The sequence below is a fragment of the Pseudomonas sp. PGPPP4 genome (assembly GCF_002256045.1).
In the GTDB taxonomy this organism is placed as follows: domain Bacteria; phylum Pseudomonadota; class Gammaproteobacteria; order Pseudomonadales; family Pseudomonadaceae; genus Chryseomonas; species Chryseomonas oryzihabitans.
The window spans coordinates 76250-91687 of sequence record NZ_NKID01000002.1; the positions used below are offsets into that span (position 1 = coordinate 76250).

At 69.2% G+C, this 15438-nt stretch carries 16 protein-coding genes; 14 read left to right on the plus strand and 2 right to left on the minus strand.

Translation table 11 applies throughout. The annotated features are described in order from the left end of the window. Positions 1–66 precede the first annotated feature (66 nt). The 5 genes from CFE50_RS03220 (at position 67) to mazG (ending at position 6505) form a co-directional block, all read left to right on the plus strand. On the plus strand, positions 67–957 hold the full coding sequence (locus CFE50_RS03220) for an alpha/beta hydrolase (RefSeq protein WP_286731139.1): 891 nt from the start codon (positions 67–69) through the stop codon (positions 955–957). A gap of 80 nt (positions 958–1037) precedes the next feature. Further along, positions 1038–1937, plus strand: coding sequence for a cysteine synthase CysM (gene cysM / locus CFE50_RS03225; RefSeq protein WP_007158967.1), 900 nt, complete (start codon positions 1038–1040; stop codon positions 1935–1937). After that, complete coding sequence (rlmD, locus tag CFE50_RS03230) at positions 1924–3288, plus strand: 23S rRNA (uracil(1939)-C(5))-methyltransferase RlmD (RefSeq protein ID WP_286731140.1); 1365 nt, start codon at positions 1924–1926, stop codon at positions 3286–3288. Before cysM ends, rlmD begins: the two co-directional genes overlap by 14 nt. Before the next feature lie 61 nt (positions 3289–3349). Beyond that, the gene (gene relA, locus CFE50_RS03235; protein WP_007158965.1) at positions 3350–5590 is read left to right on the plus strand and encodes a GTP diphosphokinase; all 2241 of its coding nucleotides are present in this window, start codon (positions 3350–3352) and stop codon (positions 5588–5590) included. Positions 5591–5659: 69 nt separating this feature from the next. Next, positions 5660–6505, plus strand: a complete 846-nt coding sequence (gene mazG / locus CFE50_RS03240) for a nucleoside triphosphate pyrophosphohydrolase (protein WP_286731143.1) — start codon at positions 5660–5662, stop codon at positions 6503–6505. Positions 6506–6655: 150 nt separating this feature from the next. Here the strand turns inward: mazG and CFE50_RS03245 are convergent, their stop codons facing one another. After that, on the minus strand, positions 6656–6970 hold the full coding sequence (locus tag CFE50_RS03245; RefSeq protein WP_007158963.1) for an EscU/YscU/HrcU family type III secretion system export apparatus switch protein: 315 nt from the start codon (positions 6968–6970) through the stop codon (positions 6656–6658). Further along, on the minus strand, positions 6967–8541 hold the full coding sequence (fliK, locus tag CFE50_RS03250; RefSeq protein ID WP_286731146.1) for a flagellar hook-length control protein FliK: 1575 nt from the start codon (positions 8539–8541) through the stop codon (positions 6967–6969). The genes CFE50_RS03245 and fliK overlap by 4 nt, the downstream gene beginning before the upstream one ends. A gap of 107 nt (positions 8542–8648) precedes the next feature. Between fliK and ccmA the strand changes: the two genes are divergently transcribed. Genes ccmA through ccmI form a run of 9 tightly spaced genes read left to right on the plus strand, consistent with a single transcriptional unit; the run spans position 8649 to position 15422 of the window. Beyond that, complete coding sequence (ccmA, locus tag CFE50_RS03255; protein WP_042133391.1) at positions 8649–9254, plus strand: cytochrome c biogenesis heme-transporting ATPase CcmA; 606 nt, start codon at positions 8649–8651, stop codon at positions 9252–9254. After that, positions 9251–9922, plus strand: coding sequence for a heme exporter protein CcmB (ccmB, locus tag CFE50_RS03260; RefSeq protein ID WP_027599850.1), 672 nt, complete (start codon positions 9251–9253; stop codon positions 9920–9922). Before ccmA ends, ccmB begins: the two co-directional genes overlap by 4 nt. 10 nt (positions 9923–9932) lie before the next feature. Continuing rightward, a complete protein-coding gene (locus tag CFE50_RS03265) occupies positions 9933–10679 on the plus strand; it encodes a heme ABC transporter permease (RefSeq protein ID WP_042133393.1) in 747 nt (248 codons plus the stop codon). Further along, positions 10676–10852 carry a heme exporter protein CcmD gene (gene ccmD / locus CFE50_RS03270; protein ID WP_074583134.1) on the plus strand — a complete coding sequence of 59 codons (177 nt, stop codon included), beginning with the start codon at positions 10676–10678 and terminating at the stop codon, positions 10850–10852. Before CFE50_RS03265 ends, ccmD begins: the two co-directional genes overlap by 4 nt. Beyond that, the gene (ccmE, locus tag CFE50_RS03275) at positions 10849–11304 is read left to right on the plus strand and encodes a cytochrome c maturation protein CcmE (RefSeq protein WP_286731149.1); all 456 of its coding nucleotides are present in this window, start codon (positions 10849–10851) and stop codon (positions 11302–11304) included. The genes ccmD and ccmE overlap by 4 nt, the downstream gene beginning before the upstream one ends. Beyond that, positions 11301–13259, plus strand: a complete 1959-nt coding sequence (locus CFE50_RS03280; protein WP_286731150.1) for a heme lyase CcmF/NrfE family subunit — start codon at positions 11301–11303, stop codon at positions 13257–13259. Before ccmE ends, CFE50_RS03280 begins: the two co-directional genes overlap by 4 nt. Beyond that, entirely contained in the window at positions 13259–13792 is a 534-nt protein-coding gene (locus tag CFE50_RS03285) for a DsbE family thiol:disulfide interchange protein (RefSeq protein WP_241808936.1), read from the plus strand. Before CFE50_RS03280 ends, CFE50_RS03285 begins: the two co-directional genes overlap by 1 nt. Then, positions 13789–14238 carry a cytochrome c-type biogenesis protein gene (locus CFE50_RS03290; RefSeq protein WP_241808935.1) on the plus strand — a complete coding sequence of 150 codons (450 nt, stop codon included), beginning with the start codon at positions 13789–13791 and terminating at the stop codon, positions 14236–14238. The genes CFE50_RS03285 and CFE50_RS03290 overlap by 4 nt, the downstream gene beginning before the upstream one ends. Beyond that, entirely contained in the window at positions 14235–15422 is a 1188-nt protein-coding gene (ccmI, locus tag CFE50_RS03295) for a c-type cytochrome biogenesis protein CcmI (RefSeq protein ID WP_286731153.1), read from the plus strand. The genes CFE50_RS03290 and ccmI overlap by 4 nt, the downstream gene beginning before the upstream one ends. The last annotated feature ends 16 nt before the right edge of the window (positions 15423–15438 follow it).

The window sequence follows — 15438 nt, forward strand, 5'->3', positions numbered from 1 at the left end:
TGACCCCATCGGCGGTCTGGTAGGGACTGCCGGTCGTTCCGGTGCGGTTGCGTTCGAGGAGATCCTTTGAAGAAGAGTTGCAGTCTGATGCTGGCGGGCGCCCTGTTGCTGGGGACCGGCTGGCTGGCGCCGACCCAGGCCCAGGAGCCGAAGAAGACCACCCTGGTAGAGCGGGGGTCGATGTACTACAGCTTCGAGACGCACCTGCTCGACTCGGCGGATGGCAAGCGCCGCTATCGGGTCTATATCGGCATTCCCAAGCAGCCGGCGCCGATGATGGGCTATCCCGCGCTGTTCCTGCTCGATGGCGATGCCGCCCTGGCGCAACTCCAGGATGTCTGGCTGTCGCCCCATAAACTGAAGAGTGCCCCGGTGCTGGTGGCGATCGGTTATGCCGATGCCGCGGACGCCATGCAGGAGCGCACCTACGACTACACCCCGGCGGTGAGCAATGGCCGCACCCGCGACGACGTGCGCAAGGACTGGCCGGCGGGGGGCTCGCGGGCCTTTCTCGACCTGATCGAGCAGCGCATCAAGCCGCTGCTGACCCAGAGCGTGCCGGTGGATCCCAATCGCCAGACCCTCTGGGGCCACGGCTACGGCGGCCTCTTCGTGCTCGACACCCTTTATAGACAGCCGCAGGCCTTCCAACGCTATGTGGCGAGCGATGTCGCCTATGGCTGGCAGCAGGGCTTCATTCTCAAGCGGGCGCAGGAATTCCAGGGCGTGGGTGGGGCCCGGCCGGTGCAGCTCTGGCTGTATTCCGGTACCGAGGACCTGACCCGCAAGGTGGCGCCCGATGCCGCCAAGCGCCTGGCCGAGCGTCTGGCCGGGCTGCCGGGGATGCAGGTGACGCCCGAGATACGGCCGAACCTGGGTCCGGAGGGCGTGCTGTCGGTGAGCCTGCCCGCGGCCCTGGAAGTGGCCAGCGACGGTGCCGCCACGCGCCGACCCTAGCGAGGCGCCGGACGGGTAGGGTCGGCGGGGCTTTGGGAGTATCATGGAAGGCTTTCACCCCTGGCGGAACGAGCTGATTCATGAGTCTGCACTATCCCACCATCGCCGATTGCATCGGTAACACACCGCTGGTGCGCCTGCAGCGCCTGGCCGGCGACACCCGCAGTACCGTGCTGCTCAAGCTGGAAGGCAACAACCCGGCGGGCTCGGTCAAGGACCGCCCGGCGCTGTCGATGATCCGCCAGGCCGAGGCCCGCGGCGACATCCAGCCCGGAGATACCCTGATCGAGGCCACCTCCGGTAATACCGGGATCGCCCTGGCCATGGCCGCGGCCATCATGGGCTACCGCATGATCCTGATCATGCCCGACAACTCCAGTGCCGAGCGCAAGGCGGCCATGACCGCCTATGGCGCCGAGCTGATCCTGGTGAGCAGGGAAGACGGCATGGAAGGGGCGCGGGATCTGGCCACCCGCATGCAGGCCGAAGGCCGCGGCAAGGTGCTCGACCAGTTCGGCAACGGCGACAATCCGGTGGCTCACTACCTGGGGACCGGTCCGGAAATCTGGCGCCAGACCCATGGCAGCATCACCCATTTCGTCAGCTCCATGGGCACCACCGGGACCATCATGGGCACCTCGCGCTACCTCAAGGAGCAGAATCCCAAGGTGCAGATCGTCGGTCTGCAGCCGGAGGAGGGCGCGGCCATCCCCGGCATCCGTCGCTGGCCGGAGGCCTATCTGCCGAAGATCTACGAGGCCAGCCGCGTGGATCGCATCATCGACATGGGCCAGCAGGAAGCCGAGGACACCATGCGCCGCCTGGCGCGGGAAGAAGGCATCTTCTGCGGCGTGTCGTCCGGCGGTTCGGTGGCGGGCGCCCTGCGCATCGCCCGGGAAGTGGACAATGCGGTGATCGTCGCGATCATCTGTGACCGAGGCGATCGCTACCTGTCGACCGGCGTCTATGACGCGCGCTAAGCGGGGCGGTGGCGGACTGCGCTTCCAGCCGGCCGGTGGCGCCCGGGCGACCGGGGTGCCGACCGGCAAACGGCAGCTGCTGGGCATCGAGCGGCTGTCCCACGACGGGCGCGGCATCGCGCGCGAAGGCGGGCGGACCTGGTTCGTCGCCGGCGCCCTGCCGGGCGAACGGGTCGAGGCGCGGGTGCTCGGTGCCCGCAGCCAGGTGGTCGAGGCCCGTACCCTCAGAGTGCTGGAGGCCAGTCCGCTGCGGCGTACGCCGCCTTGCAGCGTGGCCGACCGCTGCGGCGGTTGCACCCTGCAGCACCTGCCCCACGCCGATCAGCTGACCCTCAAGCAGGAAGCCCTGGCCGAGCAGTTCCGCCGGCTGGCCGGGGTGCAGCCGCTGGTTTGGACCGCGCCCATGGTCGGACCCGAATTCGGCTATCGCCGTCGCGCCCGCATCGCGGTGCGCTGGGACGAACGCCAGGGCCGCCTGGAAGTGGGCTTTCGCGCCGAGGCCAGCCAGGACATCGTCACCCCCGACGACTGCCTGGTACTGGTGCCCGAATTGCAGCCCCTGCTGCGGGCGCTGCCCGAGCTGCTGAGCGGGCTGGAACGGCCCCAGGCGATCGGGCACGTCGAACTCTTCCAGGGGACGGCAACCGCCGTGCTGGTGCGCCATACCCAGGCGCTGCTGCCGGGTGACCAGGCGCGCCTGCGCGACTTCTGCGCGGCGGCCGGCGTCCAGCTCTGGTGGCAGGGCAAGGGCGAGCCGCAACCGGATCAGGCCGATGCCAGGCTGGGCTATCGGCTGGCGCCCTGGGACCTGACGCTGGCCTATCAGCCGGGCGACTTCGTCCAGGTCAATGCCGCCATCAACGAAGCCATGGTCGCCCAGGCCCTGGACTGGCTGGCGCCCAAGGCCGACGACCGGGTCCTCGATCTCTTCTCCGGCCTCGGCAACTTCGCCTTGCCGCTGGCGCGGCAGGCCGCGGCCGTCACCGGGATCGAAGGGGTCGCGGCGATGACATCCCGGGCAATACAAAATGCGCGTGACAACGGCATCGGCAACGCGCACTTTCTACAGGTGGACCTGTCGAACCCGCTACCCGCCGATCTGGGCAGCCATTCGCTGGCGCTGCTGGATCCGCCGCGCGACGGTGCGCTGGAAGTGGTCCGCCAGCTCAGCGGCCTGGGTATCGGGCGACTGGTCTATGTCTCCTGCAATCCGGCCACCCTGGCGCGGGACGCGGGAGAGCTGGTCCGACAGGGCTATCGCATGACAAGAGCGGGCATTCTCGACATGTTCCCGCAGACCGCCCATGTGGAAGCCATGGTGTTGTTCGAAGCGGGCGGGATGCCCGGGTAACGACGGCTCGCCAACCGATGCGAGCCAATCCGGCGAAGGCACCGCCGTGAGGAAGGGGTAGATGGTACAGGTCAGAGCGCATCAGCCAGTCAACGTCGATGGCAGCATCAACCTTCACGCCTGGCTGGATCACATCCAGAGCGTGGATCCGAATCTCGATCGTGAGACCTTGCTGGATGCCTGCGGCTTCGCCCGCACGGCGGAGGAGAATTCCGGCCAGGTCGAGCACACCTGGGCGGAGGGCACCTCCAGTTTCCACACCGGTCTGGAGATGGCCGAGATCCTGGCCGATCTCAAGCTGGATCAGGACAGCCTGATCGCGGCCATCGTCTACCGGGCGGTGCGCGAGGGCAAGGCGACCCTGGAGTCGGCCGCGGAGCATTTCGGGCCGGTGGTGGCCAAGCTGATCGAAGGCGTGCTGCGCATGGCGGCGATCAGCGAGAGTCTCAATCCGCGCAAGTCCATGGTGCTGGGCAGCCAGACCCAGGTCGACAACCTGCGGCGCATGCTGGTGGCCATGGTCGACGATGTGCGCGTGGCCCTGATCAAGCTGGCCGAGCGCACCTGCGCCATCCGTGCGGTCAAGAACGCCACCGAAGAGCGCCGCAACCGGGTGGCTCGCGAGGTGGCCGACATCTATGCGCCCCTGGCCCACCGCCTGGGCATCGGCCATATCAAATGGGAGCTGGAGGACCTGTCCTTCCGTTACCTGGAGCCCCAGCAGTACAAGCAGATCGCGACCCTGTTGCACGAGCGGCGGCTGGATCGCGAGCAGTACATCGCCGATGTCATGCAGCAGTTGCGTGACGAACTCACCGCCACGGGTATCAAGTCCGACATCAGCGGCCGGGCCAAGCACATCTATTCCATCTGGCGGAAGATGCAGCGCAAAGGTTTGGAGTTCAGCCAGATCTACGACGTCCGCGCGGTGCGGGTGCTGGTGCCGGAGGTGCGTGACTGCTACACCGCGCTGGGTATCGTGCATACCCTGTGGCGGCACATTCCCCGCGAGTTCGACGACTATATCGCCAATCCTAAGGAGAACGGCTACCGTTCCCTGCACACCGCGGTGATCGGTCCGGAAGGCAAGGTGCTGGAGGTGCAGATCCGCACCCACGCCATGCACGAAGAGGCCGAACTGGGGGTCTGCGCCCACTGGCGCTACAAGGGGACCGACGTCAAGTCGGCCTCCAACCACTACGAAGAGAAGATCTCCTGGCTGCGCCAGGTGCTGGAATGGCACGAGGAGCTGGGCGACATCGGCGGCCTGGCCGACCAGTTGCGCGTCGACATCGAGCCGGACCGGGTCTATGTCTTCACCCCCGACGGCCACGCCATCGACCTGCCCAAGGGCGCGACGCCGCTGGACTTCGCCTACCGGGTGCACACCGAGATCGGCCACAACTGCCGCGGCGCCAAGATCAACGGCCGCATCGTGCCGCTGAACTACCAGCTGCAGACCGGCGAGCAGGTGGAGATCATCACCGGCAAGCAGGGCTCGCCCAGCCGCGACTGGCTCAACCCCAACCTCGGCTACGTCAATACCTCGCGGGCCCGGGCCAAGATCGTCCACTGGTTCAAGTTCCAGGCGCGCGACCAGAACGTCGCCGCCGGCAAGGCCATGGTCGAGCGCGAGTTGTCGCGCCTGGCGCTGCCGCCGGTGGACTTCAATACCCTGGCGGAGAAGGTCAACTACAAGGGTGCCGAGGACATGCTGGCGGCCCTGGGCGCCGGTGACCTGCGTCTGGCCCATGTGATGCACGCCGCCCAGCAGCTGGTGGAGCCGGACAAGGGCGTCGATACCCTCGATCTCCTGCCGCGCAAGCCGACCAACAAACCGGGCAAGCGCGGCGATGTGCAGATCCAGGGGGTGGGCAACCTGCTCACCCAGATCGCCGGGTGCTGCCAGCCGGTGCCGGGCGATGCCATCGTCGGCTACATCACCCTGGGGCGTGGCGTGACCATCCACCGGCAGGATTGCGCCAACGCCCTGCAGCTGGCCAGTCGCGAGCCGGAACGGACCATCCAGGTGAGCTGGGGTCCGGTGCCGGTGCAGACCTATCCGGTCGATATCGTCATCAAGGCCTTCGACCGTTCCGGTCTGTTGCGCGATGTCTCGCAGATCCTGCTCAACGAGCGGATCAACGTGCTGGCGGTGAACACCCGCTCGAATCGCGAGGAAAACACCGCCAACATGCTGCTGACCATCGAGATCCCTGGCCTGGACGCCCTCGGCCGCCTGCTCGGGCGGATCTCCCAGCTGCCCAACATCATCGAAGCCCGGCGCAATCGCGCCGCCTGAGCGGTGCGACGATGCCCCCACGAGGCGCCTCCTGGCGCCTCGTTCTTTTTCCAGTGACAGGATTCATCCATGTACCAACTCGACGACCTGCTGCACCTCATGGCCCGGTTGCGCGATCCCCAACACGGCTGCCCCTGGGACCTGCGCCAGGACTACGCCAGCATCGTGCCCCACACCCTGGAAGAGGCCTATGAGGTCGCCGACGCCATCGCCCGGCGGGATTTTCCGCAGCTGCGCGACGAGCTGGGCGATCTGCTGTTCCAGGTCGTCTACTACAGCCAGCTGGGGCGCGAGGATGGCCATTTCGACTTTGCCCAGGTGGTGGATGGCATCACCCGCAAGCTGGTGCGGCGCCATCCCCATGTCTTTCCCGATGGCGACCTGCATGGCCCGCTGGACCTGCCGCGGCTGGACGAGGCGACCATCAAGCGCCGCTGGGAAGAGATCAAGGCCGAGGAGCGGGCGGAAAAGGCCGCGGCGCCCGAGCAGCTGTCGCTGCTGGATGACGTGCCAGCCGCGCTGCCGGCCCTGAGTCGCGCGGCCAAGCTGCAGAAGCGGGCGGCCAATGTCGGCTTCGACTGGGCCGATGCCACGCCGGTGGTGGCCAAGATCCAGGAGGAACTGGACGAGGTGCGCGAGGCCATGGCCAACGGCCAGGCGGCCCAGGTGGCGGAAGAGGTCGGCGATCTGCTGTTCGTGATGGTCAACCTGGCGCGGCACCTGCAGGTCGACGCCGAAGACGCCCTGCGCCAGGCCAACGCCAAGTTCGAGCGGCGTTTCCGCTTCATCGAGGAGGCGCTGAAAGCCCAGGACCGCTCGCCCCAGGAGGCCAGTCTGGAGGAGATGGATGCCCTGTGGGACGCGGCCAAAGTGGAAGAGAAGGGCGCCGTCGGGCATTCGTTGCGGCGGGGGTAGGGCAGGCTTTTGCGGGTTTTATCGCGGCCATGCCGGTGCGCCGTAGCGACCGCTCTGACTTGGACTATCGCGGCCATGGGCCGCTCCTACAAAAGCATCACTCCCTGTAGGAGCGGCCCATGGCCGCGATAAGAGAATTAAGTTGGATATCTACGGCATCCGCTCCCAGCCGTACGACAGATCCGGCTGGTCGGCCAAGTGCGCCGGGCACTTGCCCTTGAGGTGCCAGGCGAAGGCGATGATTTCGGCCAGGGTGCGATAGAGCGCCTCGGGAATTTCCGCGCCCAGCTCCAGGCGCGCCAGGATGCGCACCAGGTCGGCGTTCTCGTAGATGGGCACCTCGTGCTCCCGGGCGGTGGCCAGGATGAGTTCCGCCAGTTCGGCGTCGCCCTTGGCGGAGAGGATGGGGGCGCTGCTGCCGTCATAGGACAGCGCGATGGCCTGGCGGGCGGCGGTCGTGCTCATGCGGTGTCGTCGATCCAGCGTTGTTCGAGGGAGGTGCGCGGATGGCGCGCGGGACGGCCCTGGCGGCTGCTGAGGTCGCCGACCACGAAGCCGGCCGCTAGCAGGCGCTCGCGCAGATGGGGCAATTCGGTATCGATCAGGGTGGCGGTGGCGCCTTTTTCCGCCCAGAACTCGCTCGACAGCCGGCCGCTGGCCAGTTGCGCGCGCACCTGCAGTGGGCCGAGCGGCGCCAGATCGAAGGCCAGTTCCACCTTCCACAGGCTGTCGCGGGCTTCACCGCGGCTGTCCGGCGGCGGTCGTTCTTCCTGGAAGCGCACCTGCACCGCGCCGAGGCGCTCGCCATCGCGCCAGGGAATCTCGGTCTGCCAGGTGGAGAGATAATAGCCGTCCGGCAAGACCTGGGTCTGGGCCAGGCTGGCGAGCTGGTGGGTCTGCAACCGGGCGATGACGCCGGTGGCCAGTTGCAGCAATTCATCGAGTTCGGCGTTGGCGGCGCTGAGGCCGCGGCCGTCGCGTTCACCCAGGGGGAAGTCCAGGGCGGTGGGTTGGCGACTGGCGGTGGCGGCGTCGCCCAGCGCCCGGCGCAAGGCATCGGGCAGATTCTGCTGGGCGGTCTGGATCGCGACCTGGGGATTGCGCAGGGCCTCGCCCGGCACGCTGGCCAGCAGGCGATCCACCAGGCGCAGCAGATTGGCCTTGAAGTCTTCCTGCAGCTCGGGACCGCCGCGATCCAGCAGTTGCTGCTCCAGTTGCAGGCCACTGCGCGCCAGGGCGCGAGCCCAGCCCTGCGGGGTGGTCAGGGCCTCGGTGTGTTCGAGATTGGCCAGCAGGGACTTGAGGGCGGCGCCCACCGACGGCGGCAGATCCGCCTCGGGAACGTCCTCCAGCCATTGCAGCAGGGCATTCATCGACAGCTGGCGCTGCCCCTGGCTCTGCAGCTGGCGATCGATGTCGAGCTGGTCGAGGCGCTGCGCCATGGGCAGCACCGTGACCTCCTGGCTGTCCTTGATCACCACGGTCAACAGGCTGCCAACCGGCACCGGGCGGGGCGATTCCAGCTTGAGCTGGCGACCTTCGAGACTGGAACTCAGGGCCTTGGCGATCACCTCGTAGGTGGGCGCCGCGCCGGGCGGCTGTTGCAGCAGGCTGCTCAATACCCGCAGTTGCAGGGTGGTGCCCACCGGCAACTGGCGCAGGTCCAGTTGCTGCAGCGGCGGCGGTGGCGCGTCGCCCTCCAGGCTCTGCAGTAGCACCGCCAGCTGGGTGGAGCCAAGGGTGCTCACCAGCAGCTGGCTGCCCACCGGCAGGTTGTTGGTCGGACTCTGGGTGGTGAGCAGGACGCTGCCGCCCTCGGCCAGCTGCAGTTGCAGCAGAAACTGGAAGCTCTGGCCGGCCGGACGGGTGGCCAGCACCTCGGCGGTGGCCGTGCTGCCGGGCGGAATCAGGTCGTCGAGGGATTGCAGGGCCTGCAGGATCTGCGCCCCCGCGTCCGACGCCTGCGCCGCCGCGGCCCGGACGGGCAGGGCGGGCGTGACGCCAGCGCTGGGTTGGATCGCGGAGATGGAAGTCATCGGGCAGGTCCGGTGGAATCGCCTGTGTATAATGGCGCGCCTTCAAGGGCGTGTGCCGGGTTAACGGCCAGCGCCCGACCGACTTTAGTGCCGTGAGAACCCCTGTCTTGAATCAGCCCCTGCTCGACGCCGTCGCGCTCCGTTGCGAACGGGGCGGTCGCCTGCTGTTCGACGACCTGAGTCTGAGCGTGGCGGCGGGCGAATCGCTGCAGATCGGGGGCGTCAACGGCAGTGGCAAGACCAGCCTGCTGCGCATCCTGGCGGGACTGCTGCCGGCGGATGCCGGTACGGTACGCCGGCCCGCCGCCGGCGAACTGCTCTGGCTGGGGCATGCGCCCGGCATCGCCGAGGGGCTGACCGCGGCGGAAAATCTCCATAGCCTGGCCAATCTGTGGCGCCCGACGACCCGGGAGGCCTGCTGGACCGCCCTGGCGGCCGAGGGACTGGCCGACTGGGCGGACGAGCCCTGCCGACAGCTCTCGGCGGGTCAGCGTCGCCGCGTCGCCCTGGCCCGTCTCCAGCTGCCCGAACCGCCGCGGCTCTGGTTGCTGGACGAACCCTTCACCGCCCTCGACGCCAGCACCTGCGCGCGGCTGGAAGCGCGCCTGCAGGCGCATTGCGCCGCGGGTGGCGCCCTGGTGCTGACCAGTCACCGCGAGCTGGAAGCCGCCCCGGCCGCCCATCGCCTGCTCTGGCTGGACGCTGGTCGATGAGCGGCGCCTGGCTGGCCATCCTCGGGCGCGAAGGGCGCCTGGCCTGGCGCCGACCGGCGCTGTGGCTCACGCCTCTGGCTTTCCATGCCCTGGTGGTGACCCTCTTTCCCCTGGCCCTGGGGCCTGATAGCCAGCAGCTGGCCGCCCTGGCGCCGGGCTTGCTGTGGATCGCGCTGTTGCTGGCCCTGCTGCTCGGTCAGGAAGCCCTGTTTCGCAGCGAGTGGCAGGACGGCTCCCTGGAACTCTGGCTGCTGGCACCCCAGCCCTTGCCGCTGCTGGTCCTGCTCAAGCTGCTGGTGCACTGGTGCTTCGCCGGCCTCGGCCTGGTCGCCCTGACGCCGGTACTGGCGCTGATGCTGGGGCTGCCCGCCGCGGCCCTGCCGGCGACCCTGGCGGCCCTGACCCTGGGCAGTCTGGCCCTGACCCTGATCGGCGCCATCGGCGCGGCCCTCACCGTGGGCCTGGCCCGTGGCGGGCTGCTGCTGGCGCTGCTCAATCTGCCGCTGCAGATCCCGGTGCTGATCCTTGGCGCCAGCACCCTGGACGCGGCGCGGCTGGGCCTGCCGGTAGCGGGGCTACTGCTCTGGCTGGGTTGCCTGACCCTGCTGGCCCTGACCCTGGCCCCCCTGGCGATCGCCGCCGGCCTGCGCATCGGCGCGGCCCAATGACGAGGACGACATGAACTGGACCTGGCTGCATCGCCTGGGCTCTCCCGCCATCTTCTATCGCCTGGCCGGCCGGCTGCAGGGGCCCTGCCTGGCGCTGGCCGGACTGCTGCTGGCCGTGGGTCTGGTGTGGGGCCTCTTTCTGGCGCCGCCGGACTATCAGCAGGGCGACAGCTTTCGCATCATCTATGTGCATGTGCCGGCGGCCTTTCTGGCGCAATCCTGCTATCTGCTGCTGGCGGTCGCCGGAGCCATCGGCCTGGTCTGGCGCCTCAAGCTGGCCGATGTGGCCCTGCGCGCGGCCGCGCCGATCGGCGCCTGGATGACCGTGATCGCCCTGGCCACGGGGTCGCTGTGGGGCATTCCCACCTGGGGCACCTGGTGGATCTGGGACGCCCGGCTCACCTCGATGCTGGTGCTGCTGTTTCTCTATCTGGGCGTGATCGCCCTGGGGCAGGCCATCGACCATCGCGAGAGCGCCGCCCGGGCCTGCGCCATCCTGGCGCTGGTGGGCTCGGTCAATCTGCCGATCATCAAGTATTCGGTGGAGTGGTGGAGCACCCTGCACCAGCCGGCCACCTTCAGCCTGGTGGAGCGTCCCCCGATGCCAGCGGCCATGTGGCTGCCGCTGCTGGTGATGGTGCTGGCGTTCTACCTGTTCTTTGCCGGCGTGCTGTTGCAGCGCATGCGCCTGGAGGTGCTCAGGCGCGAATGGCGCAGTCGCTGGGTACGCCTGGAACTGGGCGAGGAGAGCGCGTGAGCGGCGTGGACTGGGCGCAAGCCCTTGGCATGGGGCGTCATGGCCTCTATGTCTGGCCGGCCTTCGGCCTGACCCTGATCGTCCTCGGCGGCCTGCTGCTGCACGGCTGGCAGGCGCGTCGACGGCTGCAGCGGGAGTTGCGCCAGCGCTGGCGGCGGGAGCGGCGGCCATGAATCCGGTTCGTCGTCGTCGGCTGCTGTGGATCCTGCTGCTGTTGCTGGGCGTGGGCGGCGCAGCGGCGCTGGCCCTCAGCGCCCTGCAGCAGAACATCAACCTCTTCTATACCCCGAGCCAGATCGCCCGAGGCGAGGCGCCGCGCGATACCCGCATCCGCGCCGGCGGCATGGTGGAGAAGGGCAGCCTGGTACGCGCCGCGGATTCCCTGGCGGTGAGTTTCGTCATCACCGATTTCCAGCGAGAGGTGCGAGTGAGCTATGCCGGCATCCTGCCGGATCTGTTCCGTGAGGGGCAGGGGGTGGTGGCCCTGGGTCGACTCGACGACCGGGGGCGCCTGGTGGCCGATCAGATCCTCGCCAAGCACGACGAGAAATACATGCCCCCCGAAGTGAGCCAGGCGCTGCGCCAGGCCGGACGGCCGCTCGACGGCGCGAGGCCGGCGCCATGATCCCGGAACTCGGACAACTCTGCCTGCTGCTGGGGCTGGCCATGGCCCTGGTGCAGGGCACCCTGCCGCTGCTGGGCGCCTGGCGCGGTCAGGCCGACTGGATGCGTCTGGCGCGCCCGGCCGCCTTCGGCCAGTGGCTGTTCCTGGCGCTGGCCTTTGCCGCCCTGACCTGGGCCTTTCTGCAGGACGACTTCTCGGTGGCCTATGTGGCGGCCAACTCCAACAGTCGCCTGCCCTGGTACTACAAGGTCAGCGCCACCTGGGGCGCCCACGAGGGCTCCCTGCTGCTCTGGGCGCTGATCCTGGCGGGCTGGAGTCTGGCGGTGGCGTGCTGTTCGCGGGCCTTGCCCCAGGCGCTACTGGCGCGTGTGCTGGGCATCCTCGGGCTGGTGGCCACGGGATTCCTGACCTTTCTGGTCGCCACCTCCAATCCCTTCGCCCGCCTGCTGCCGCAATTTCCGCGGGAGGGCAACGACCTCAATCCGCTGCTGCAGGACCCTGGGCTGATCCTGCATCCGCCCATGCTCTACATGGGCTACGTCGGCTTTTCGGTGGCCTTCGCCTTCGCCCTGGCGGCGCTGCTGGAAGGTCGGCTGGACGCCGCCTGGGCGCGCTGGGCACGGCCCTGGACCCTGCTCGCCTGGGCCTTTCTCGGTTGCGGCATCGTGCTCGGCTCCTGGTGGGCCTACTACGAACTGGGCTGGGGCGGCTGGTGGTTCTGGGATCCGGTGGAAAACGCCTCCTTCATGCCCTGGCTGGTGGGCACGGCGCTCCTGCACTCCCTGGCGGTGACCGAGAAACGCGGCCTGTTCAAGGGCTGGACGGTGCTGCTGGCCATCGCGGCCTTTTCCCTCAGCCTGCTGGGGACCTTTCTGGTGCGCTCGGGGGTGCTGACCTCGGTGCATGCCTTCGCCAGCGATCCCACCCGCGGCGTCTTCATCCTGGCCTTCCTGCTGCTGGTGGTCGGCGGCTCCCTGGCGCTGTTCGCCTGGCGCGCGCCGGCGCTCAGCGGCTCGGGGTCCTTTGGCCTGGCCTCGCGCGAGGCGCTGCTGCTGGTCAACAACCTGATCCTGGTGACCGCCGCCGCCACGGTGCTGCTCGGCACCCTCTATCCGCTGGTGATCGACAGCCTGACCGGCGCCAAGCTGTCGGTGGGTCCGCCGTATTTCGACCTGCTGTTCGTGCCGCTGATGGCGCTGCTGATGCTGGCCCTGGGCGTCGGGGTGCTGGTGCGCTGGAAAAGCAGCCCGGGTCGCTGGCTGGCGCGCCTGCTGGCGCCCATCCTGCTGGGCTGCGCGGCCTTGGCCGGACTGCTTGGCTGGTGGCTGGACCAACCCAGGGCGGCGATCCTGGCGGTGCTGGCGCTGGCGTCCTGGATCCTGCTGACCGCGCTGCGCGACATGCTGGGCAAGGTGACGGCGCTGGGCTGGCGCCGCGGCCTGCGCAGTCAGCCCCGCAGCTACTGGGGCATGCACTTGGCCCACCTGGGGCTGGCGGTGCTGGCCCTGGGCGTGGTGCTGGCCAGCCAGCTGGATGTGCAACGAGATCTGCGCCTGGCGCCGGGCGAGCACGTCGAACTCCAGGGCTATCGCTTCGGCTTCGCCGGTACCCAGCACTACGAAGGGCCCAACTTCACCGCCGAGCGCGCCCTGCTGCAGGTCGAGCGCGAGGGCCGGGTAGTCGCCCTGCTGACCCCGGAAAAGCGTCATTATCTGGCCAGTGGCGCGGTGATGACCGAAGCGGCCATCGACGCCGGCCTGACCCGCGATCTCTATGTGGCCCTCGGCGAGCCGCTGGGGCAGGGCGCCTGGGCCGTGCGCCTGCAGATCAAGCCCTTCGTCCGGCTGATCTGGCTCGGTGGCCTGCTCACCGCCCTGGGCGGCCTGCTGGCCCTGGCCGATCCGCGCTATCGCCGCCGATCGTCTTCCCCTGCCTCTGCCGCGGAGTCCCGCTGATGCGCCGTCGCCTGTTGCTCTGCCTGCCACTGCTGGCCTTTCTGGTGCTGGCGGGCTTTCTCTTTCGCGGCCTCTATCGCGATCCCCAGGCCCTGCCGTCGGCGCTGGTCGATCAGCCGTTTCCGGCGTTTTCGCTGCCAGGCGTGCAGGATGAGCGACGGTTCACCCGTCAGGACCTGCTCGGCCGCCCGGCGCTGGTCAATGTCTGGGGCACCTGGTGCGTGGCCTGCCGGGACGAACATCCGCTGCTCACTCGACTCAAGGCCGAGGGCGTGGTGATCCACGGCATCAACTACAAGGATGACAATGCCAGCGCCCGCCGCTGGCTGGCGGAATTCCACGATCCCTACCAGCTCGATATCCGCGACGACGAAGGCCGGCTGGGGCTGGACTTGGGCGTCTATGGCGCGCCGGAGACCTTTCTCGTCGATGCCCGCGGCGTGGTGCGCTATCGCCATGTCGGGGTGATCGATCAGCGCGTCTGGGACGCAGAGCTCGGCCCGCGCTATCGCGCCCTGGTGGCGACGCCATGAGGGCCGGCTGGCTGCTGCTGTTGCTGCTCTGGTCGACCCTTAGCCAGGCGGCCATCGACCCCTATGGCTTTCGCGACGACGCCGAACGCGCGCGCTTCCAGGCGCTGACCCGCGAATTGCGCTGCCCCAAGTGCCAGAACCAGGACCTGGCCGATTCCAATGCGCCCATCGCCGGCGATCTGCGCCGCGAGATCCAACGCCTGATGGCGGTCGGGCAGAGCGATGCCGAGATCATCGCCCACCTGGAGCAGCGCTACGGTGAATTCATCCGCTATCGACCGCCCTTCGAGGGGCGCACCCTGCTGCTGTGGCTGCTGCCGGGCCTGGGCCTGCTGGGTGGTGCCGGCCTGCTGCTGGTCCTGACGCGGCGGCGCCGCCCTGAGCAGGCCTTGAGCGAGGCCGAACGCCAGCGCCTGGCCGCGCTGCAGGCGGAGGAGGAGCCATGATGCCGACCTTCTGGGGATTGGCGGGGCTGCTGCTGATCCTGGCGCTGCTGATCCTGCTGGTACCGCTCCTGCGCGGCGGAGCCGCCACGGCGGATCAGCGCGCGGTGCTCAATCGCACCCTCTATCAGGAGCGCCTGGCCGAAGCCCGGGCACGAGCGGCCCGGGGCGAGCTGGACGACCAGGCCCTGGCGCTGGCCGAAGCCGAGGCCGGCCGCAGCCTGCTCGCCGACAGTCCTGCCGAGGAGGCTTCGCCCCAGCGCCGCGGCCGTCGCCTGGGGGTTGCGGTCGCCCTGGGCGGCCCGGCCCTGGCCCTGGGTCTCTACCTGCTGCTCGGCGGCTGGCCGGCCTGGCAACTGAGTCAGCGTCTCACCGCGCCGCCGGCCTCGCCCCAAGCGCTGCTGGCCGATCTGGAGGCGGCGACGCGGCTGCAACCCCAGGCAGCCGACAACTGGTACCTGCTGGCACGCGCCTATGCCGGCCTGGGTCGCTACCGGGATGCCGTGGCCGCCTTCGAGCAGGTCATCCCCCGTGATGGCCGGCGCGCGGAGGTCCTCGGGCAATTGGCCCAGGCCCGCTTCTTCGCCGCCGGGCGCCAGCTGGATGCCCAGACCCGGGCGCTGGCCGACGAAGCCCTGGCCGCTAACCCCGGCGAGCCCACCACCCTGGGGCTGCTGGGCATGGCTGCCTACGAACGGGGGGGCTATGCCGAAGCGGCAGACTATTGGCAGCGCCTGGTCGCGGTGCTGCCAGCGGGCGATCCCCTGCGCGCCACCCTCGCCCAGGGGATCGCCCGGGCGGAGACGGCGGCGCGGGCCGCCGGTCAGGCGCTGGCCATGCCGGAGCTCGAGGTGGAGGTCCGCCTGGCGCCCGCAGTGGCGCAGCGGGTACGGCCCGAGGACAGTGTCTTCGTGCTGGCCCTGGCGGTGGATCAGCCCGGCCCGCCGCTGGCGGTACGGCGATTGCGAGTCGCCGATCTGCCCCGGCGGGTGCGGCTGGACGATCGCGACGCCATGCTGCCCCAGCGCAAGCTGTCCGACCACCGGCGGGTAAGACCCGTGGTGGTGATCGCCCGGGGCGGCGATCCGCTCAGGGGCGACTGGCGGCATGAGGGACAGCCACTGGAGCTCCCTTCTAGTGCGTTCAGCCTATTGCGCGTGGAAGCTGGTGATGCCATTGCGCCATGATCGGCCAGGATTCCAA

Excerpts from the sequence above, each read along its gene's own strand:
- CFE50_RS03290 (WP_241808935.1), top strand. The coding sequence starts at position 13,789 with ATGAGGGCCGGCTGGCTGCTGCTGTTGCTGCTCTGGTCGACCCTTAGC.
- ccmB (WP_027599850.1), top strand. The coding sequence starts at position 9,251 with ATGAGCGGCGCCTGGCTGGCCATCCTCGGGCGCGAAGGGCGCCTGGCC.
- rlmD (WP_286731140.1), top strand. The coding sequence starts at position 1,924 with ATGACGCGCGCTAAGCGGGGCGGTGGCGGACTGCGCTTCCAGCCGGCC.
- CFE50_RS03280 (WP_286731150.1), top strand. The coding sequence starts at position 11,301 with ATGATCCCGGAACTCGGACAACTCTGCCTGCTGCTGGGGCTGGCCATG.
- mazG (WP_286731143.1), top strand. The coding sequence starts at position 5,660 with ATGTACCAACTCGACGACCTGCTGCACCTCATGGCCCGGTTGCGCGAT.
- ccmI (WP_286731153.1), top strand. The coding sequence starts at position 14,235 with ATGATGCCGACCTTCTGGGGATTGGCGGGGCTGCTGCTGATCCTGGCG.
- ccmE (WP_286731149.1), top strand. The coding sequence starts at position 10,849 with ATGAATCCGGTTCGTCGTCGTCGGCTGCTGTGGATCCTGCTGCTGTTG.
- relA (WP_007158965.1), top strand. The coding sequence starts at position 3,350 with ATGGTACAGGTCAGAGCGCATCAGCCAGTCAACGTCGATGGCAGCATC.
- CFE50_RS03265 (WP_042133393.1), top strand. The coding sequence starts at position 9,933 with ATGAACTGGACCTGGCTGCATCGCCTGGGCTCTCCCGCCATCTTCTAT.
- fliK (WP_286731146.1), bottom strand. The coding sequence starts at position 8,541 with ATGACTTCCATCTCCGCGATCCAACCCAGCGCTGGCGTCACGCCCGCC.
- CFE50_RS03245 (WP_007158963.1), bottom strand. The coding sequence starts at position 6,970 with ATGAGCACGACCGCCGCCCGCCAGGCCATCGCGCTGTCCTATGACGGC.
- CFE50_RS03285 (WP_241808936.1), top strand. The coding sequence starts at position 13,259 with ATGCGCCGTCGCCTGTTGCTCTGCCTGCCACTGCTGGCCTTTCTGGTG.
- cysM (WP_007158967.1), top strand. The coding sequence starts at position 1,038 with ATGAGTCTGCACTATCCCACCATCGCCGATTGCATCGGTAACACACCG.